Source organism: Sphingobacterium sp. DR205, assembly GCF_011064245.1.
GTDB lineage: Bacteria > Bacteroidota > Bacteroidia > Sphingobacteriales > Sphingobacteriaceae > Sphingobacterium > Sphingobacterium athyrii.
On record NZ_CP049333.1, the window covers coordinates 4,348,130 to 4,368,492 of the forward strand.

The window sequence follows — 20,363 nt, forward strand, 5'->3', positions numbered from 1 at the left end:
CTTCATTTAGGATCAATATATAATGGCCTAGATTCAATTGTTTTGACCTCAAATTCAGCCTGACTTCAATAACATAATATGCACTGCGCGAATCATTATACAAAATCTTTATCGAGTCTTTTTCAGGTTGAACATCACTGTGGGACAAACCTATTTCACGAAATAAATATCGATTTTCCTCGTTTTGGATACAACTATGATAGGAGTCAATACTGTGTTTAAAATAGTTCTCAACTATCTCTTTAAATTTATTCATTATCATAGAAGGTGCTATTTAAACGTGTTCCAACTTCTGCGCCAATGGCCCATCTTTAATCAGTAAACTCTTTCTTGTTCTTTCGGATGTAGTCAACCTGAATTTTTTGCAAGTTTTTCGCGTCATTAAGTTTATAGAATTCATCGTCAAATTTGTTCAACGGATTGTTCTCATAGGATTTACTAAAACCTTCTACCGTGCCATCCTGATGTTCAGTTATTTTCGATTTCTCTTTTTCAAACGTGTTGTTTGCTCGCTCAGTCAGATCGGCAAATTTAGTTGCGCCGACCAATTTCAACGCTTCTGGTAGCGCTTTAGCAAATTGACCGCTTGAATTGGAATAAAATTGATTATAGCCACCATTATTTACTTCTGCTTCTAATTGGACGATCATATAAATTGCTTGTCTTGATTTGTTCCAGGACATGACGATTTCATATTCTTTATCATATGCTGCCGATAACTTACGATAGAGATTATCATAAACGACTTTTAATAACATTTCATCTGAAGTCGTATCAATGATGTGTTCGGTTAATGGGGTCTGGATTGATGGCTTACTATTGTTTTGCTGAATACGTTCAGAGCAGCCAAACAAACTTAAAATTATTATTGATATAATTCCAATGGTAATAATTTGTTGTCTCATTGATTTTATCATCGTTAAAACTTTTTAGTACGCAAAGATATGCAATAATCCTATTCATGGAGATTTCGGAAGCCTTGACCATACAATTTCGGAAATCGCTGATCAGTTATTTCGAACAAATCTGATCTCAAAGATCGGATCAAGGATGAAATTATAGCAAGTTATTTTAATAAATTTTCTCACTGCATTAACCGCTCGCAAAATTCGATAATTAAATAAAATTATATCCCTTAATTACCAGTGATAGCATTGAAATGATTAATTTTAGTCAATGGGATATGATGAATTGTAAACCACTAAAAATATAGTATGAAAAAAATATTTTTTGCTTCTGTCATGACCTTATCTCTGCTCTCCTGCAGAGATAATAAATCTGTTAATTCCCCTGTAGACAACGTAATAGATAATGCAGGCTCCTCAGCTTCCGGTTCCCTTAAAAGCTATCGGGGCGACGAGCTGACCGTAAACCGTATCTATTTTGAGTTGATTAAAAATGATAAAAATCTGACGGCGCTCAATACCAAAATAGAAAACACCTTCGAGGAGACCGGAAGAACTTTAGCCGTCTATAAAAATATACTTAACACCTCTACCTCTTATTATCAGGATGCTCATCAGCAGACAAAATCTATCACAGATTCATTAGTCAGGCAACAGGTAGAAAAGGAAATTATGGCCAGTTCTGAACAATACAATCTCAACGTAAAAAATATAAAGGAACGGATTGATCTGATCAACAAAAATAATGAGACTTTGACAAGCCTCTATACCACTTTTAAAATCAGAAAAACGCTCCCTGAAATTGAAAAATATCAAAATGCACATCCTTTACAAAAAGATAGTCTGGATCATTTCGTGAATAAACAGAATAGCCTTCTAGATGAATTAAAAAATTTAAGATAGATGTTATGAACACATCAGATCTTATTTTTATAACTTAAATTATGGATAAAAAGAATTCTTTATTTTTTATCATTCTATTTTGCAGCCTCTCGCTGTCCGCCCAGACCGAGCGTAATTTCTCAGGCTGGGGCGCAGTTTTTTCATCCTATAGAATCAGCCCAAAATTCAGCATACATCTGGATGGACAGCTGCGAAGTACAGATGAGATCAGACATTTGCAGAGTTTTCTAATAAGGCCTGGCCTGAATTTTCATGTATCTGGCAATAAAATTTTGACTATTGGCTATGCTTATATCAAAAACCGCCGTGTTATAGACGAAACGGCTTATATGCTGCCCGAACACCGAATATGGGAGCAATTTATCTATAATCAGAATCTGGATATCAGCGATCATACTACCTCACTCCAGCATCGGTTCAGGCTGGAGCAACGTTTTATCGGAAAAACTTATCCGGACGAAAACTCAATGCTGATTGATGGCTATGAGTTTTCGCACCGGCTGCGCTACTTTGTCAGAGGCGTGTTTCCGATAGTTAAAACCAAAAGCTTCACCGACGGTGCTTTTATATCTTTGCAGGACGAGATCTTTGTGAATATCGATAATGCACCAACTTTGACCAACGGAAAATTTTTTGATCAGAATAGAGCATACATGTCTTTAGGATGGCGCTTTTCGCCAAAGTTTGACCTTGAATGCGGATACATGTATCAATATGTAAATGGTAAGAATACGGATGTCAAAAATAATATTATTCAGTTAGCTGCTTATGTACGGCTTTAATTTCTTTACCGTTTTATTTTTAGCTTATTCTAAACAAAGTTGGCAATTATGCTGTTTGCCGAGAGCCTCAAGATAGGCAGTGTAAATGATTTCTTGCTTTAATGACAATATCCTTTACATTTATTTGGAGGCAATTTTATCTATGCGATTAATTTACCTCTCCTCGTTTCTCTACTTTCTACTTTCCGCATTTCCAGCACTTTCGCAGCAGCCTTTTGCCACCCAGCAGAAACACTTGAAAAAAACCTTCAAGACGGAGATAATAAAGCCTTTGGTTGTTGCGAATGAGGAATTATATTCGTCATTCGATTATTTAAAAAAAAATTGATGAGTTGATGAAAAAGATGAAATAAGCAGAAAATTAGTTAAATTGAACAATCCTTTAATTAAACAATGAACCATACATTAGCGATTAAAGTTTGACATGATACAGCTGCTTACGCATGTTCACCAATTGCTGCCTTAGCTTAACCTGATCGGGCGTTACTGGAAGGAAACTGTGCAAGCAGAGTTCTCGAATTTCCTCAAAGAGCTCGTGCGACCAGACAAAAAGCTCATCATAGCTACAGGCGCCATTCTTGATGCGCAGGAGTTCTTCCCTATTGGGACGTTGTATCTGTAGTTCCCTTTTCGACAAAATCTCTTTTGCCTGTTGCAATAGACGTATGGTATGCATCATATTTTTGGCGTCATAGCCCTGGCCATGATTCATTGTCCCTTCAAAGCGCGCTTCATTACGTGCCGACACCCAACTAAAATATTCATTATAGGCCTTGCAATAAGATGAATAAGCTTCGTGATTAACAAAGAGGTACGTACAAAGTGTTTCTTCCCTGGGGATAGAACTGCAAGAAACCTCATTACTCTCCAGTGTAGCTACGACACCTTTGTAACTTAGAGTCTGGCTCTGATCATAATACAGAGTATACATTCCCTTTGCATGTTCAATCTTTGCTAAACCACAGTTTTCCTGTTTCCACTGCCGGCTGCTTAACCATTCTTTCAACGATAAACTTCCGTGACCAGCTATGATAAAGCAGAAATCCAGCAAACTTTTACGTTCACGATCCATTGGATTGTTGATTTTCTTATTCAATCCTTTTGCCTTCCGCACCTGTACCATGGCGTATTGCGCAAAAGTCATAGCTGCCTCTCGCGTGATAAAATCCTGCATTTTAAATTGATCAACTAGTGGATCTTTATATACTATGCAATCGGCAGGACTAGCCAAAAGCTCCATGATATTAGGATTACTCTTTGAAAGGAGTTCTACGAAACGCCCAAGCTCATAATAAACTTCATCATTGCTGGCATTAGCCACCTGGGCAATATATTGACCGCCCAAGTAATATTCCAGGGGCAGATAAAATACCCCCCTGATATCGGTGTCGGAAGATGCTGTGGCCAATCCATATGCCCGGCTGCCGACAACAGCCTCAAACAGGATCAGCCCGTTCTTTCGAAGTTCGTCTATAGTCATCTTAATATAGTTTTAAAGTATTTCTCCAGTCCTTCCTTATCCGATACGGATACGGGAACCTGCCCTACTTGATGCTCTAAATGTATTAACTTTGTTTCGATATAACTCCTTATGATAGCTGAACAGCTGTACACAAACCCTTCATCAACTTGGCTCTTCAACTTTTGTAACTGCATAACTTCGACTTTAACATCATCAGGCAATAATACGGATAGTTCGGCCAATGTCATGGGTGCATAACCGCGATTGGTCATACTCCAGTCTGCTGCAAGTAAAGACCTAAGGATATAAAATAAGCTCTTGAGCTTCATGGTTTCCCGTTGAAGATCTTCTACTTTGCTACGGACGATCCCAAGATAATGATGGGTGTGCCTACGTGCGTCAAAATAATTTTCCATCATTGCCCTAAAACTTGCTTTGAATCCGTTAAACTCGTGATAAACTATTGGTGACTGGATCCATTCAAACGGGCTCACATTACTCTTATATAGCAAGGTGAGTACTTTAAACAGATCCCAACCTGCGATATCGAGGTCATCGATCATTGGAAACCGCATTTCGGTAGGCAGCGGAAACAAACGGCTATAGTCCTCTGCTTTTCTTATATAAATAAACCGAACGTCGTAATCACTGTCGATTGACGGAAATCCCCAACCCCGACTTCCTGATTCACAGGCGAAAAGTATACGTACTCCTTCGCTCGCTTCTATCTCCATTAGCTTCTTGATGATATGTGCTTTCATTTCTTTGCTCCTTTTTTAAATTTTCATTAACACAAAGATCGATTGCGATACTGAAGCCTTTTTGCGCATTCAAAAAAGAGAACAAAAATATAATGAGAACGCTTATTATCAGGAAAATACTTTTCTTATACAAAATTGAAGCTTACACAGGGATATAAAAGTACGCAGATATATTGCGTAGCATAAGGCAACTAAAAGTGTCTATGGTATGTGGGAGGTACCTAAAAGTAGCTAGTTTTGTTATCCAAACAGGGGGCTGATAACACAACATGCACTTAAATAGTGTAAAGCCGTAACATATTACAGCGATCAAAAAAGGCTAGCAAGGCAGTACAACTATTCGCCTAAGCACACTATTCTTTTTGGAATATGGAGACACTTATCTAAATTTGATTTGTAAATAAAAACCTGTAAATTCAATAGAAATTAACCTCTTTCCATGATGCAAAGCAACAATTGGTTCTACCTGTTTAAATACATCCAGCAAAAAAAAATATTTTTGTTAATTACACTATTAACTATTTTTCATCATACAAGCTCTGCGCAAAAAGATCCACAGCTCAGGGAAGCACTGTCTATCATGACAAAAGCATCTATTTCCGGAGATATCGAAGGAATTCTAAGTCAAACATCACCCCGCATAATTGAAAGCATGGGCGGGATAGATCAGGCAACAAAACTGACCAAGGAACTCTATTCTTCTCTTATAAAATACGGGGTTAAAATTGATTCCATGATCAATTATGTCGATATAGATGTCTCAAAAATTGATGGGATAGCGTATTGCTTTATTCCTCAAGTATTGGTAATGTCTATGCCTGAAAAAGGCAAAATGGCAATCACTTCAGCTAACTTATTAGCGTTAAAAGAGGGCGAAACCAAAAAATGGACTTTTATTAATTTCAATAAAATGGATCAGGAAAAGATCAATTTGTTTCTTCCTGAATTTAATGGCAAGGTTTCTCTTCCTCAGGGTCTAGAAAAAAAAACATTAGTCGTGCAGAAAGAAGAGGTAGATAAAACAGTCGATCATCTAATGAAACTTATAGATGAATCTGTCAAAAAAAATTGAAAAATACCAAAATGCAAATCCTTTACAAAAAGATAGCTTGGATCATTTCGTGAATAAACAGAATAGCCTTCTAGATGAATTAAAAAATTTAAGATAGATGTTATGAACAGAGTGGCAATACTTTTATTTCTAATTACCTTAGGTGGTATCACTTTTGGGCAGGAAAAACTTTGGGTAAATCAAACCAAGGTAAATGACGCGATGAAATTCGAATCACAACTGAATCCAGATGCGAAATTTTTAAATCAAAATATTTTCATGTCATCAGATTATTATCCTTACCTCCAAAAGTACCCTCTCCAGAATCCAATAGTTGTAGAACGATCAGCGGTAGATTATTTGCCATTGTCGGTTGAATATTTTTTTTCAGAAAAAGACTCATTACTCCGAATAGTTTCTTGTGACTGGGAGGTGACCAAATATAATAAATCGATGCAGGAGCTTGCTAAAGGCTGGAAACAAGAGAATAAAAAACTTGACATCTATAATAAGGAATACGAGCGAATAAAAAAGAACATGATCCAAATATTTGGTCAGGCAAACGCTGATGATCAAGAACCCAAAAGTGTCAAATCACCATGGGACTCAAGCACATATTTATCCCGCAAAACAGTTTGGGATAATATGGATCTACATGCTCAGCTGGATTTAATCTTTTCAGACAATACGCATCGAGTCAGGTTGACTTACTATTGGAAAGATAAACAGAATTAGGCCTATTCTGCTAGCTCTGATAAAAAAATTAAACCGGAGCTAGCAGAAGTAGTAGCTATCTGTGGAAAACAAGGTGCATGTAAGCGCTATGTGGGGGATGCCGAAAAGTCGGTATTTGCAATCGAAAAATACCAGGGATGTGATATATTCTTTTTAAATTGTATTACCGCAATTGGTCATTAACACTTATAACTCCATTCGCTTTATGCCATAAGAGCGTGAGCATGAAGTGAAGGCAAATAAAACACATTACATGGAAAAAAAAGTAGGTATTAAAAAACTATCCTTCGGATGCATATATCTTTTCATTAGTTTGATTCTGCTTCCCTGTTTCAGTAATGCACAAAACAAAACAGTCTTATCAACCGAAGATTGGACGCGTTTGTTAACCGAACAGTTATTCCCGGGTAAAAAAACTGATAGCGCAGTTTTTCAATTTGACGTCCCCTTTGAAGAGAAGTTTATCAATGTAAATGATAATACAGTTTTACATAGTTTACTTTTTAAAGCTAAAAAGCCTAAAGGTGTTATATTCTATTTACATGGAAGTAACAACGCTTTGGATACGTGGGGCAAAATTGCGCCAATATACACCTCCAATGAATACGATGTATTTATGCTCGACTATCGTGGTTATGGCAAGAGCCAAGGTAAGGTGACGGACGAGGATTCACTGTATCAGGACATTCAAATTGTTTATGATAAACTCCGGGAAACTTATTCGGAAAATCAGATCATCGTTTTAGGTCAATCCATGGGCACCTCCCTCGCATCGTACATAGCCGCAAAGAACAATCCGAATCTTCTGATCCTGCAAGCACCTTATTATAATCTGAAAGACTGGACAAATGATGTCGCTCCTGAACTGGACATCACCAATATTCCCTATAATTTTGATAATGCCTCTTTCCTAAAGAAAGTAAAGTGTCCTGTGATTATTTTTCATGGCAACAAGGACACAGCGGTCTATTATGGTTCCTCTGTTAAGCTCTCAAAACTACTAAAGGCTACTGATCAATTTATCACATTGCAAGATGAAAGCCACAACGATTTCTCGAAAAACGAGGCTTACCTAAGTTCAATAAAGTTAATTTTGGAAAGGAATAAATAGGGACCGGTCGTGAACAAGTACTTTTTTCCCAATCTAATAATGCATTCATAGGGATAGTTTACAAAATTCACGACTTTTGAACCACTGTGCTGCAAGTAACCTGTGCGATAATAGAACACGCCAATAAAATATTGATCTGACAGCGATCGGCTTCGATGAAGCTTCCGTTGAAATGGGAATTTCAGGATGGAAGATCGAGACCGAGGAGCTGAAACTCAGGAAACTTAAAGGCGTTGACGACATTTACATAGAAGACGGCCATATTCGTGGCGTGGTGATAACAGTGGATCGGGATGACTTCCAAGATACAGTATGGCCAATATGCCGAGAACTGGTTCATTCCGAACCTTCACCGCCCAGGGAGACGCTACGTTACCCATTCCAAATGGTAGCGATATCACGGTTAGGTTTACCGACGACTGGTCAAGACTCACGCCGCGCACAACTGTTGCCGAATTGAAAGCTGAACAGGGTACCTGATCTGAAGATCGTATAAGGGAACTGAACGATCTGTGATCGGCAGTTATTGATAAATAAACATTAAATTCATAATTTATGGAGGTCATGAAATCAGCCGGCGGCCATATAAAGATCATATTGAAAGAAATATCTGTGAAAGATTCTGAGTCATTTTACCGATTGTACTTTGGAGATGAGTCAGCCATTCAAGATCAGACAACCGATGAGGGGCATATGAATCCGGTACAGTTTACAGAACATATTTTATCTCTTTGTGAGGAACTCTACAGTATACGAACTGTGGAAAATGAGAATATAGTTATTGGTGACTGTGCCTTACATCACTGGAATCAGGAAAAAAAGAAAATTGAGATCGGTGGTTCTCTGCTGCCCGAATATTGGGGAAAGGGAATAATGTCTGCAGCTTTTGAGTTGTTGATAGCATTGGCAAAAGAAAAGTACCAGGTAAATGTATTGGTCGCAAAGACGGAAATAACGAATCTTAAAGCACTGAAATTTGCTAAAAAATTGGGTTTTCAGAAGATGAGCAATGAAGGCGATATCATTATTCTCGAAAAACGGGCTTTATAATGGGGCTGTACACAGCACACCGGCATGCATAGCGCCCGGTTCTGCATTATTGTGTCATTGCCAAAATATCTGTAGATTAGATGGAATAATAGTTTCATATACAAATAAGCTAAGTTATGATGAAGATATTATTTGGCATGATCCCTCTTCTAGTAGGGTCTTGTAATGATGTAAACGATTTCTACCAGGGCCGAGTAATTGATGAGCAAAACAAGCCACTGAAAAATGTGCTTGTTTCTGAGGATGACACGAAAACGGGAGCTCAGACAAAGACAGATGGTAATGGCTATTTTAAATTAGCCCGCACACCGCAGTGGTTGGGTACATTGATTTTTTATAAGGCTGGCTACAAAGTGGACTCTATCCCCACCGTAACACGGCAATCCGGGGAAAGGGTAAATTACAGCTTTATCAATAAAAACGATACAACAACCATTGTGTTGGAACAGGTCAAATAACTGTCGGGGTTTAATTACTGAAGGCGATGGGCAGAATGACCAATGGATCTCTGAACGATGATGAACAAACAGATAAGCTTGTAGAACAATATGATGCGTTGTTATCTGCTATAGAAAAACCACTGACCTTACAGAGGTGAACAATCACTTTTTAAAAAAGCGGGACTGCAAATCCAAGATGCTCAGCTGGATTTAATCTTTTCAGACAATACGCATCGAGTCAGGCTGACTTACTATTGGAAAGATAAACAGAATTAGGCCTATTCCCCACACAAAACAAGATGCTGGCAATGCACAGCAAGGCCGTACAATATGATGAAAGATTGAACAGCTTGTGTTAAACTGATAAGGGTAGCTTTAAATCATTACCTTTAAATCATGCTGCAAGCAACCTGTGCGATAATAGAACACGCTAATAAAATACTGATTTGCCAGTGATCTGCTTCGATGAAATTTCCTTTGAAATGGGAATTTCCGGGGGGGGGGGGGGAGATCAGCAGTTATTTCTATGGTTGTATTCCAACATTCGTTGGATCTACCCGCAGCAATTCCTTTCTTTCCACGTATTGGCGTAAAAGTATCATTGTAAAAGCCAGTACACCAAATACAATGGTTATCCAAGGCGTGAACTGCACGCCTTTAGAAACAATTATCCAACCTCCCACGGTCGTTCCCACGGTTACGCCCAGGTTTCCAAATGAAGTGGCCAGGCTATTCGCAAACTCCATTGCTTCTGGTGCTGAGGAAATCATATAGGTAGAGGCATTCAAAAAGCTTGGCGAATACAGAAAGCCCCATAAGGCGATTACAACAATCGTTGCAACGGTATTTCCTCCCGAAAAATGCAATAGTATAGGCACTATGATTGTCCCTGAAAGAAAAAATAAGGCTGTAGAGGTTATGTTTTTGTTCAGCATTTTGCCTGCCACCCAGTTGGCAAGCACACCGATAATGCCAAATACAAACAACATATAACTGACCATTGTGCTGTCCATACCTTTTGCTTTATTCAGATAATCGGCAAAGTAGCTATAGGTGGAAAACCACGCCGAAATCATAAAGAAATTCATCGCAGTGCTGACTATGAAGGTTGGTTTGGTCAATATTTTCAACTGGCTCCCATAGGATTTTTTTTCTTTTACAGGCATAGGTGGCAATACAAAGTAGATGGCCAGCAAAGCCACAACGCTGATAATTGCCTGCACCATAAACGAATATTCCCAAGAGAAAAGGCTGGCTATATAAGTGGCGAACGGAACGGTCGTTACCATTGCAATGGCAACACCGCTGAATACGATACTCATCAATTCGTTCTCGTTCTGTTTATTGCCCTGCGAAACCGCTACGGATAAAGCTGTTGCGATATAAACAGGCTGTAAAAATGCAGGCAATATCCTCACAAGCATCAACAACCAAAAGGGCGGTGAAAATGAAGATACAACTCCCGTAACAAGAAAAATAAAGATAGCCGTCAGCATCACTTTCTTACGGTCAAACCCTGATGCCAGCAAGGTCATAAAAGGTCCCGTAAGAGCAATTACCAAAGCAAAAGCACTTAACAAATACCCTGCTTTATCAATGCTGATATGGTAATGTTCCGCTACCTGTGGCAAAATACCGATGATGCCAAATTCTGTTGTAATGACCGCTAAAAAACCCAATGCTCCTATATATGCGTATTTTTTCATTTGTTAAAAGTCTTTTTTAAAAATTCTCTGTATAATTCATTGATGCCGGATTCTAAAGGGAAGAATAAACCACGTTTTTGTACAATGTTCCCAAATCCCAATAGGAAGCCGGCAAATATTCCTGCGTAAAAACCAATCCAATAATATTTTCCTTTGGGTCTACCCAATAATGTGTGTTAAATGCACCGCCCCAGAAAAATGTTCCGACATTGGCAGAGTGGATAAATTTGTTTTCATCCGTTACTAGCCAAAAACCGAGGCCAAAACGAAAATCGGGGTCTCCTTTAGAAATGGTATTATCAGAAAGTTGGTTTGTGGTTATTAACGCAATGGTTTTTGAACTTAAAAACTTTTTCCCTTTATAAATACCTTTGCTTAACAACATTTGCAGAAACTTGGCATAATCTTCTGTAGTGGAACTCAATCCAGCTCCTCCAGACAACACAATGCCCTTCTCCAAGGGATAATTGACAGGACTGTTTCCGTAGATAGGATGATTGACTTTTTCAAAGCCTTTAGTTGTTTTTTCTGAAATGGAAACCAGCCTGTTGGCTTTTGACAGTGGAATGGTAAAGTGTGTATCGTTCATTTCCAAAGGCTCGAAAATCCTTTTATGGAAAAACTCATCCAACGGCAAGCCACTTACCACCTGTATGAGGAAGCCTAATAAATCGGTATTCAATCCGTATGTAAATTGATCGCCGGGCTGGTGCAGCAATGGCATTTTCGCCAATATTTCTATCTGATTTTTCAACAGAGCCTTACTGCCTATTCCTGATAAAACTCCCGATTTTTTGTATATGGCTTGTATCCTGCTGTCGTCTGTAATTGATGGATAGCCGATACCTGAAGTATGCCTCAACAAATCACGGATGGTGATTTCCCTTTGTGCAGGAACAGTCGTGTAGCTACTGTCGATAGGATTGAATTTGTCCAGCACGTTCGGAGTTTTGAACGCCGGGATGTATTTGGAAATAGGGTCGTCCAGGAGGAATTTCCCCTCTTCCCAAAGCATCATCACCCCTATGCTCGTGATGGCCTTGGTCTGTGATGCGATACGGAAAATATGGTTGGTCTGCATGGGTTGTTTGGTTGCCACATCCGCATAACCAAAGGCTTTATTGTACACTGTTTTGCCGTCCTTAATCAGCAAAACATTACCTCCTGCAACTTCCTTGTTTGCAATTAACCGATTGGATAAGTCATCTACTCTTTTTTCTAATAAAGGTATTTGTGCCGAACTGGTCAATATGACCTGGCTGGCGATGAAAGTTAAAATTTGTCTGTACATCATTAATTTATTTGAATTGAACACACAAAATTACCCGGTAATAACTAAATTCGCATAGTATACAGCTATTTGTATGGTACTAACAAATTTGTAAGTAATGGGAAAAAGAAAGGAAAACTCAACCAATATGTTGAACGAAAGTTTTATCGTTGAAAGCTGTGATTTGACATATGCAGTTTGTAAAGTAGGTGGTCGGTGGAAATTGCTTATTCTTTGCAAGCTCGAAAACGGGAAATTGCGTTTCAGTGAACTTCGTAATCAGATCAATGGAATAACGGAACGTATGCTGACGCTCCAGCTTCGTGAACTGGAAAAGGACGGTTTGGTTAAAAGAACTGTTCATGCCGAAGTACCACCAAGGGTAGATTATGAATTGACAATAATTGCCAAAGAACTTATACCTATATGGGCGAAACTAAGCCAGTGGGGTAAGAAGCACAAAAAGATTGTTGTGCAACAATAGGGATTTATCTTTCATCGATTTTTCTAATCAGATTTTCTTTAAGGTTGACAAGGAATCTAGTGCAGTTATTCATGGTATTGTTTGTCATTGTAATTTTCCACAAACTTGCCCACAGCTTCTATTTTGACAGATTGAGAAAACTGGATAAAAGCGGCATATTCCGCTTCGCTGATACCCAGATTTTTGTGATATGGGATAGGCTCGCCCGGTTTCAATTCCTTCATTACTTTGAGAACCAGTCTTCATTGTCTTTGATGGCAAGTTTCATTTTCTGAGCAATTTCATTTTGCAATCTGATTTATTGCCATCGGTGTCCCCGAAAAATGTTTTCAGATACGATCTAGTCAACTTCATTGATGTTTCTCACTTTTACAGCTTGCATCGTTTTGAAAATGTCCTGCATGTACTTTCTATGATTGGCCCCAGCAATGACTACGACTCTTTTAGCCCCTACCATCTTAGCCCTGTTGACAACATTATGGCACATGCCCTCATTTCTCATGATCCACCAATGTATTTTTGACAGCATTTCTTCTTTTGGAAAGCCATTCATGTTATACATAATGGGCAAGTAAAAATCTCCCGAGGCAGAAATCCCGGCCGCCTCGTCGGTGTTCAACCATTCCGTTATCGTATTTGAAGACTTTTCGATTTTGGCATATTTCTCAAAACCATTGTCAATAGCTGTCAAAGCTGATTTCAAATAATTTTTAGAGGAGTCAGCCATATCTTTCCTGAACAAGACAAACCTTGCGTCAAATGCTCCCCAAGATGCTTGCCAATTCAGATCATAGTCCTGACAATCCATGGACATCAGTTCCTCGATGCCTAGCTCTTGCATCATAGGGAAGGCTATATAAGCATATTCAGAAGTTTTTAACCTTTTCATACTTCGCCCGGTGGTATCTACCTTAGGGCTCAGCAATTTTTCTATATAGTTTTCAAGTTCAGTATCAGGGTGATGCTTCAGTAGATTATAAACTTGCCAAAACTGATAATGCCCATTTGCCACATCTTGATCAAGATAATAGGCATGCGCTAAATCGGCTCTTACACGATAATCACTGGGTTGCTGATTGGATCGTTTCTTCAAACTGTCAATAGTATGCCGCAGTAATACTTCTTTTATAGGGCGATTGCTCCTTAATTTTTTTAGCCGTTTGATATTCGGTTGCTTGCACCAATAATCCATCACCAACCGCTCATCTTCTTTACTCAAGAACTCGCCAAAAAATGCGTCAGGTTTAAATTTTCTGATTTTTTGATGGATGCTGGAAAAATCCTGGGTTGGATATTTACTATAATCATGGGAAACACCTATCAATAAAACCTCAATATCCTGTGCTTTGGCGTTGATCGAGATTAAAAAAAATAAATAAAAAATATACTTCATATTTTGTGCCTTCTTGTTTAGTTCATTTATTGGGTGTTTCCTTATTCAGCTACACACTTGGTATTACGGTTTACAAATTCACTCTCAGGCACTGTGCCTACAGGATTAAAAATACAAATAAATTCGTACAGTTTACCGCATAGGCCATAGTCATTCGGATCTTCTTTATAATCCTTAATTCGAAGCTTTAACCTTCCAAATTCAGCCACAGTACTTGGGTTAATAGAAATGTCATTTGCGATTCTTCTTTAATTCCGAAAACGATGCGCATAGGCTTTATCTTGCTCAGTTGTTATTTTGCCCGTGCAACGGCAACAGAATTTCCCATAACGGTTCAATGATTAATCCTGGAATTCCTTTGGCTTTAATTTAGGTTACAGCATTTTTAAAACCTTTGAATCGTTAAAATCTGCCTTCGAAGATAAAACATTGATCATACAATACGACCTTAACAAAATTAAATTCAGCTAATCTATTTGCAATAAAAAACCCTATATTTATCTACCTACTAGTAGATAGATTATGACAACAAAAGAGAAAATAGTCAATACAGCAGCAGAGATGTTATCTAACATTGGTTTTAATGCATTCAGTTTCCATGATATTGCAAACGCAATCGGAATTAAAACTTCTTCGATACATTATTATTTCCCCACCAAATCAGACCTAATCGTCGAAATAATACATTATTCTCAAAATATACAAGCCGCTTTATTTGAAGCCATATCGGAGAAGAATCCACAGGAAAAGCTTTCCCTACTGATCGACTTTTATGTGGATTTAGCTAATAAAGGACAGATGTGTCCCATTGTTTCTGTTTCCTCAGATATGAATAATATAGATACTAATATCAAATTGGAAGTAGGTAAATTTTACGATTTTCTTGCTGATTGGCTTACTTCCGTCATTGAAGAAGGAATAACTAAAAATCAATTTGTAACTACCCAAAACCCGCAGGATAAGTCGATTGAAATTTTAAACATTTTGGCAATGTTCCCTATTTTATCTCGTCTAGGTAAGGCACATAAAAGTCTCACCAGCCTTAAGCAATCCGTTATAGATAATCTGACAAATAAAGATATCTCACATAATAAAATGAGCTTGCTAGCGCGAGAGATCAAAAAGCAAAAGGAAACCATTGCACACCAAGCGGCTATTATAGCTGCCCAGAAAAAAGTCATCAATTTATATGAGGCTAATGAGACTTTAGAAAAGTGGAAACAATAGAATTATTACTACGCCATCTCAGTCCGAATCCATAAAAAATAGTAGTACTTTCCTAAGAAAACACTACTATCGAAAAATGACTACTAATTAGTCGTCATTTTTTTTTAATAAGGTTTAAAATAAAATAGTTCAAAAATAATTGAAATACCAAGTTTTCTTACCAGGGCAAAGGCTCGCCGGCCTGGGAAAATGTTCCAGTTGGTCCATCCTCATCCAACAAAGCTAATGAAACACCCGTCTTAGCGCCTTCTTCTGGGGTAAGTGGAGCCTGCTCTGAGCCTATTGAAGTCTGTACCCATCCCGGACTCGCTGCATTAACTTTTATATTGGTCTCACGAAGTGCATTGGCTAAAAATACTGTAAACTGGTTAAGAGCTGTTTTTGAAGCACTGTATGCATAAGGCTTCAGAGTATAAATCCAATGGGATTCATCCAAATGGGCTGCGAAGGAACCGGAAACACTACTGATGTTGACAATACGCCCAGCCTTGCTTTTTTTAATCAACGGCAATAATGACTGGGTTAGCTCCACTGTACCAAAATAATTGATATCAAAAGTATTTCGAAGGGTTTGTATTGGAACAGTTTCAATGTTATTTCCAAACCAAGAGCTGTCCAAAAATACAGCTGCATTATTGATCAGAATATCCAATGAACCATAATTATTTTCAATAAGATTTCTGACATTTTCTATATCAGCCGAACAACTGACATCCAGTTTTATGTAAGTCACATCTAGTGAAAGGCTTCGAAGTGTCTCTTCTGCCCTTTTACCTTCATTTTCATTTCTTGCCCCTAATAAAACCTTGATGTTCTGTTGTGCTAATTTTTTGGCTGTTTCAAAACCAATCCCTTTATTGGCTCCTGTTACTAATGCTATCTTTGTCATATAAAATCTTTTAAATTACTATGCAAAGGTAGAACCGAAGGTATAATCGGAGTTAGTATAATTAAAACCAATCCTTACTAAAATCAAACTTACAATGCTGTCTCACTGCGAACAAATTTTTCTTATTTTAGCTTCCTGTATTGCGTAGGAGAAGCATTAGCATGTTTTTTAAAAAAAAGATTGAAGTGAGAAGGCTCTTCGAAACCTAGTACGTATGAAATTTCAGCAATTTGCCAATTGGTTAGCTTTAATAGAATTTTCGCTTCTTGTACAAGTCGTGCTGCGATAATATCACTTACCGTTCTACCTCTAGATAATTTTACCTGTCGATTGAGGTAATTCGGATGGAGAGCAAGTTCATCCGCAAAATCTTTTGAGGTTCTTAATTTTATAATGTCCTGTGGCGAATCTATGGGGAATTGTGATTCTAACAATCTGATAAAAGAGCAAGCTATAACCTCAGCCGTACTATTTGTTTTCACAAATGAGCTGGCAGCTTCGAGCTTTTGGGCATTGAAAATGATTTCAAGCAGATAGTTTCGTAAAAGATTGAATTTAAAGTCGCTGTCAGCTTTTGATTCGTTATCTATCTTAGTATAGATAGTGATAAAATTTCTGGCCTGCGCTTCTGTAAGAAAATAGATATTCTGTCTCCCCGGCTTATAGATCGGTAATTCAAGCAAACGATAGCCACTGTTCGATTTGGTGATGAATTCTTCTTTAAATACGCAGCTAAGTCCTTTATAACCATCGATAGCGTGTATGCCAAAAGGTATTTTGTTAGTAGTGAAAAGTAAAGAATTTCCGAAGATCTCAATGTTCCGGTCCTCAAATTCAAGTATATAATTACCCTGAAGTAAGGTGGCCGTATAAAATATTTTACGGCTATATTCCAATGGAAACAAAGTGCTGTCTATTGCACCGATGTCAACTATATGAAATTCATCTAAGTCACTTGTTTGTCTACCTCTTTCCACACCATTGCCTTGAAATGTTTTAGGCGAGATTTCATCAGAAATTTTCATATACAATAATAGTTAAAATTTGTCCATGACTTTGTATATCTCCTCTTGCGAAATAAAGAAACTATGGACCAAAATGAGATATATAGGCTCCGTATAAACAACGTAGTAAAGATGTGGTAAGCCATGCTATTTTATTTTCACCACAACCTTTCCCTTTGCTCTTCCAGTTGCCACATAATTCAATGCTTCATTGGTATGGGAGAAAGGATAAGTCTTATCTACTATGGTTTTAATAATTCCATCTTCAATAAGTTTTGTAATTTGCTCAAGCTGTTCGCCACTGGATTTCATAAATAAAAACTGATAACTAACCCCCTTTTTGTTGGCTTTCCTTCTAACGCCTAAACTTATAAGTGATAGTATCATCTTGATAAGCCAAGATGCATGGATTTCCTTTGCAAATTCGGGTGTGGGCGGACCGGATATAGAGATTACCTTACCTCCTTTTTTTAACACATTCAGCGACTTATCAAGCGTTTTGCTATCTTGGCTGTTCAAGACCAAATCATAATCTTTCAAAACGGCTTCAAAATCCTGCGTTTTATAGTCAATTAAAACATCAGCACCTAATTCCTTAAGCATTGGAAAGCTTGCTTTTCCAGCTGTAGTGGCAACAGTAGCACCTAAATATTTTGCCAACTGAATGGCAACAATACCAACTCCTCCGGATCCTGCCTGTATAAATATTTTTTGTCCTTTCTTTACTTTCCCTATTTCTACCAAAGCTTGCCAAGCGGTCAGAGCCACAAGGGGAACACCTGCTGTTTCGTCCATGGAAAGGTTGTTTGGTTTTAAAGCCAGATCTTTTTCTCCGACTGCTAAATATTCAGCAAAGGTTCCGATGTGATGGTCGGAAGGACGGCCATACACCTCATCTCCAATTTTAAACTTTGTAACTTTTGAACCTGTTTCAATGACAGTACCAGCCAAATCATGCCCCAGAATAAATGGTGTTTTATACGGTAATATCTGTTTAAACTCACCAGATAGGATTTTAGTATCCAATTGATTGATTCCTGCTGAATAGATTTCAACCAGGACCTCAGCCTCCCCTATAATCGGCCTGCTAACCTCACGGAGTGTGAGATCCTCTTTTTTACCATAATTTTGAACTACAAATGCTTTCATAAAAAATTTGTTTTTATTGGATAGATTGGTAATGCTCTTTCTTATTAACCAATTGATAGGCTTTATCCGGCGCAATTCGGTTAAGGAAAATAAATAGCCCCCTGTAAATATTTATCACTCGGGATACCCAAATTTAACGGAGTAACACCGACTACCAATTCTTATGCATGCGCTAATTTAGACATAGCTTCACCGATTGCATCTGCATAGATCTTGGTATCTCCTACCGGAATATCAAATAGGTTAGTTTCTAATCCAATCAATAGCTCATCCGCTACTTCACTTGGCTCAATTCCTGCCGCTCCACCTATTTCAGCAGAAAATTCTGTATTGACCAATGGAGGATAAACTTCATAGATCTGAAGGTTTTTCTGCTCTTCATAAGTTTTTCTTAAAGCAGTTGTATAACTATGTAACGCTGCTTTAGTCGCTCCATAAGTTGGTAAGAATTTATGACTTCCAAATACCGCTATGGATGATACATTCACTACGGCAGATTCTTCTTTTCCTAACAAGTGTGGAATCATTAATTCTGTAAAATGGATGATTGCAAAATAGTTGGTGTTCATTTCAATCAATGCTTTTTCGTGTGCATTGGTGGTTTCACTCAATAGATATCCAAAAGCTGCTCCGGCATTGTTGATGATAATATTAACATCAGCATGATTCGTTTTCAAGTCTTCTGCAATACGAATTCTGTCTGCTTCCACTGATAAATCACCTTGAATTGCTACTGCATCTTTCAACTCCACTAAAGCTTTTTGAAGACGTTCTTCGCTACGCCCGTTGATAATGATTTTATTCCCAGCCTCATTTAATTTTTTAGCAATTGCCAATCCTATTCCGGCACTTCCGCCACTGATAAATATGGTATTTCCTGTAGTTTTCATTTTGATTGAATTTATTTAATATTGTATGATACTTTGTTTTTGTAATAATTTATTGGTTAAGAAAAGGATAATCTGTATACCCCTTTTCTCCCGGTGTATAGAAGGTTTCTTGATCTGGAGCGTTAAGAGCTGAATCAGTTTTAAATCGCTCGACCAAATCCGGATTGGCAATAAACGGAACTCCAAAAGAAACCAAATCTGCATCGTTATTTTCCAAAACCTGTGTTGCTGTCTCTTTGTTAAAAGCACGATTGATAATAATAGTGCCGTTATAAATTTTCCGAAAATGTTTTGCCACTTCCTGAATGGCATTGTCATTACCTGTGACATCTGTAAAAGGCTCTATTAGATGAATATAAGCTAAACCGTAATCATTTAATCTGGTAACGATATAGTCATATGTTGCAATGGTTTCATCATCTACAGAAATCCCCATGATTCCATTTAGAGACGGATTAAGACGGACACCTACTTTTTTGAGATCAACAGTTTCTTTGATGGCCTCTAATATTTCAAAAAGAATTCTGGCACGATTTTCAGCTGAGCCTCCGTATTCATCGGTTCTATAATTAGAATTTTTGCTAAAGAATTGTTGTAAAAGATAGCCATTTGCTCCATGTAACTCTACCCCATCAAAACCTGCCGCAATCGCATTGATAGCCCCTTGTTTAAAATCCTCAACCGTTCTCCTGATATCTTCAACCGTCATTGGTTGGGGGGTAACTGTAGGCTTAAAACCTTCAGCTGTAAAAGCTTTCTGCTCAGGATTAAAATCTGAAGGAGCCAATGGTAATCTTCCTTCATGCAGATCAGGATGTGAATACGCTCCTGTATGCCACAACTGTGCAAAGATATTGCCTTGTTTTTCGTGAACTGCTTTGGTCACTAGCTTCCAACCTTCTACTTGTTTATCTGTATATATACCAGGAACGTTAATAAACCCGATTCCTTCCTCACTGATAAACGTACCTTCGGTAATGATAAGTCCGGCTGTTGCACGCTGTGCGTAATAAGTTGCTGTCAGCTCTGTTGCAACATTACCCCAATTAGCGGAACGGGCTCTTGTCATAGGAGCCATTACCATTCTGTTATTGAGTGTTTTTCCGCTAAGCTCGTAGCTTTCAAATAATTTGTTACTCATATCTTATTTT

Annotated in this window: 22 protein-coding genes; 10 read left to right on the top strand and 12 right to left on the bottom strand. The window is 38.0% G+C overall.

Annotated features, from left to right (window positions below; genetic code table 11):
* Positions 1-311: 311 nt before the first annotated feature.
* Positions 312-905: a DUF4375 domain-containing protein gene (locus G6053_RS18935; protein ID WP_241254767.1), complete on the bottom strand. Its 594-nt coding sequence runs from the start codon at positions 903-905 to the stop codon at positions 312-314.
* Positions 906-1,214: 309 nt separating this feature from the next.
* Between G6053_RS18935 and G6053_RS18940 the strand changes: the two genes are divergently transcribed.
* Complete coding sequence (locus G6053_RS18940; RefSeq protein WP_108633407.1) at positions 1,215-1,808, top strand: hypothetical protein; 594 nt, start codon at positions 1,215-1,217, stop codon at positions 1,806-1,808.
* Positions 1,809-1,849: 41 nt separating this feature from the next.
* On the top strand, positions 1,850-2,590 hold the full coding sequence (locus G6053_RS18945) for a DUF2490 domain-containing protein (protein ID WP_108633406.1): 741 nt from the start codon (positions 1,850-1,852) through the stop codon (positions 2,588-2,590).
* 412 nt (positions 2,591-3,002) lie between these two features.
* On the opposite strand, the gene G6053_RS18950 is transcribed toward G6053_RS18945, so the two are convergent.
* On the bottom strand, positions 3,003-4,070 hold the full coding sequence (locus tag G6053_RS18950) for a nucleotidyltransferase domain-containing protein (protein ID WP_108633404.1): 1,068 nt from the start codon (positions 4,068-4,070) through the stop codon (positions 3,003-3,005).
* Positions 4,067-4,813 (bottom strand): nucleotidyltransferase domain-containing protein, encoded by a 747-nt coding sequence (locus tag G6053_RS18955; protein WP_108633403.1) that lies wholly within the window; start codon positions 4,811-4,813, stop codon positions 4,067-4,069. Before G6053_RS18955 ends, G6053_RS18950 begins: the two co-directional genes overlap by 4 nt.
* 499 nt (positions 4,814-5,312) lie before the next feature.
* On the opposite strand from G6053_RS18955, the gene G6053_RS18960 reads away from it, so the two are divergent.
* The 6 genes from G6053_RS18960 to G6053_RS18985 all read left to right on the top strand — a co-directional run bounded on the left by G6053_RS18960 (position 5,313) and on the right by G6053_RS18985 (position 9,218).
* Positions 5,313-5,885: a hypothetical protein gene (locus tag G6053_RS18960; protein WP_146191006.1), complete on the top strand. Its 573-nt coding sequence runs from the start codon at positions 5,313-5,315 to the stop codon at positions 5,883-5,885.
* Positions 5,886-5,987: 102 nt separating this feature from the next.
* Positions 5,988-6,599, top strand: coding sequence for a hypothetical protein (locus G6053_RS18965; RefSeq protein WP_108633401.1), 612 nt, complete (start codon positions 5,988-5,990; stop codon positions 6,597-6,599).
* 253 nt (positions 6,600-6,852) lie between these two features.
* Entirely contained in the window at positions 6,853-7,710 is an 858-nt protein-coding gene (locus G6053_RS18970; protein WP_146191005.1) for an alpha/beta fold hydrolase, read from the top strand.
* 321 nt (positions 7,711-8,031) lie between these two features.
* A complete protein-coding gene (locus G6053_RS18975; protein ID WP_165307911.1) occupies positions 8,032-8,190 on the top strand; it encodes a hypothetical protein in 159 nt (52 codons plus the stop codon).
* 75 nt (positions 8,191-8,265) lie between these two features.
* On the top strand, positions 8,266-8,760 hold the full coding sequence (locus G6053_RS18980) for a GNAT family N-acetyltransferase (protein ID WP_108633398.1): 495 nt from the start codon (positions 8,266-8,268) through the stop codon (positions 8,758-8,760).
* Positions 8,761-8,876: 116 nt separating this feature from the next.
* Positions 8,877-9,218: a carboxypeptidase-like regulatory domain-containing protein gene (locus G6053_RS18985; RefSeq protein WP_108633397.1), complete on the top strand. Its 342-nt coding sequence runs from the start codon at positions 8,877-8,879 to the stop codon at positions 9,216-9,218.
* A 506-nt stretch (positions 9,219-9,724) separates the two neighbouring features.
* On the opposite strand, the gene G6053_RS18990 is transcribed toward G6053_RS18985, so the two are convergent.
* Positions 9,725-10,906, bottom strand: a complete 1,182-nt coding sequence (locus tag G6053_RS18990; protein WP_108633396.1) for an MFS transporter — start codon at positions 10,904-10,906, stop codon at positions 9,725-9,727.
* 52 nt (positions 10,907-10,958) lie between these two features.
* The gene (locus tag G6053_RS18995; RefSeq protein ID WP_206531774.1) at positions 10,959-12,200 is read right to left on the bottom strand and encodes a serine hydrolase domain-containing protein; all 1,242 of its coding nucleotides are present in this window, start codon (positions 12,198-12,200) and stop codon (positions 10,959-10,961) included.
* Between the two features lie 94 nt (positions 12,201-12,294).
* On the opposite strand from G6053_RS18995, the gene G6053_RS19000 reads away from it, so the two are divergent.
* Positions 12,295-12,660 carry a helix-turn-helix domain-containing protein gene (locus tag G6053_RS19000; RefSeq protein ID WP_108633394.1) on the top strand — a complete coding sequence of 122 codons (366 nt, stop codon included), beginning with the start codon at positions 12,295-12,297 and terminating at the stop codon, positions 12,658-12,660.
* Positions 12,661-12,725: 65 nt separating this feature from the next.
* Here the strand turns inward: G6053_RS19000 and G6053_RS19005 are convergent, their stop codons facing one another.
* Both G6053_RS19005 and G6053_RS19010 read right to left on the bottom strand, forming a co-directional pair.
* Positions 12,726-12,884, bottom strand: coding sequence for a hypothetical protein (locus G6053_RS19005; protein ID WP_165307913.1), 159 nt, complete (start codon positions 12,882-12,884; stop codon positions 12,726-12,728).
* Between the two features lie 116 nt (positions 12,885-13,000).
* Positions 13,001-14,053: a DUF5694 domain-containing protein gene (locus G6053_RS19010; RefSeq protein WP_108633393.1), complete on the bottom strand. Its 1,053-nt coding sequence runs from the start codon at positions 14,051-14,053 to the stop codon at positions 13,001-13,003.
* Positions 14,054-14,575: 522 nt separating this feature from the next.
* On the opposite strand from G6053_RS19010, the gene G6053_RS19015 reads away from it, so the two are divergent.
* Positions 14,576-15,280, top strand: a complete 705-nt coding sequence (locus tag G6053_RS19015) for a TetR/AcrR family transcriptional regulator (protein WP_108633392.1) — start codon at positions 14,576-14,578, stop codon at positions 15,278-15,280.
* A 157-nt stretch (positions 15,281-15,437) separates the two neighbouring features.
* Here G6053_RS19015 and G6053_RS19020 read toward each other — a convergent pair whose 3' ends face one another.
* The 5 genes from G6053_RS19020 to G6053_RS19040 form a co-directional block, all read right to left on the bottom strand.
* Positions 15,438-16,169: an SDR family oxidoreductase gene (locus G6053_RS19020; protein WP_108633391.1), complete on the bottom strand. Its 732-nt coding sequence runs from the start codon at positions 16,167-16,169 to the stop codon at positions 15,438-15,440.
* Positions 16,170-16,291: 122 nt separating this feature from the next.
* Positions 16,292-17,194: an AraC family transcriptional regulator gene (locus G6053_RS19025; RefSeq protein ID WP_108633390.1), complete on the bottom strand. Its 903-nt coding sequence runs from the start codon at positions 17,192-17,194 to the stop codon at positions 16,292-16,294.
* 126 nt (positions 17,195-17,320) lie between these two features.
* Positions 17,321-18,322 carry an NADP-dependent oxidoreductase gene (locus G6053_RS19030; protein ID WP_108633389.1) on the bottom strand — a complete coding sequence of 334 codons (1,002 nt, stop codon included), beginning with the start codon at positions 18,320-18,322 and terminating at the stop codon, positions 17,321-17,323.
* A gap of 161 nt (positions 18,323-18,483) precedes the next feature.
* Entirely contained in the window at positions 18,484-19,212 is a 729-nt protein-coding gene (locus tag G6053_RS19035; protein ID WP_108633388.1) for an SDR family NAD(P)-dependent oxidoreductase, read from the bottom strand.
* Positions 19,213-19,261: 49 nt separating this feature from the next.
* Positions 19,262-20,353, bottom strand: a complete 1,092-nt coding sequence (locus G6053_RS19040; RefSeq protein ID WP_108633387.1) for an alkene reductase — start codon at positions 20,351-20,353, stop codon at positions 19,262-19,264.
* Positions 20,354-20,363: the final 10 nt, after the last annotated feature.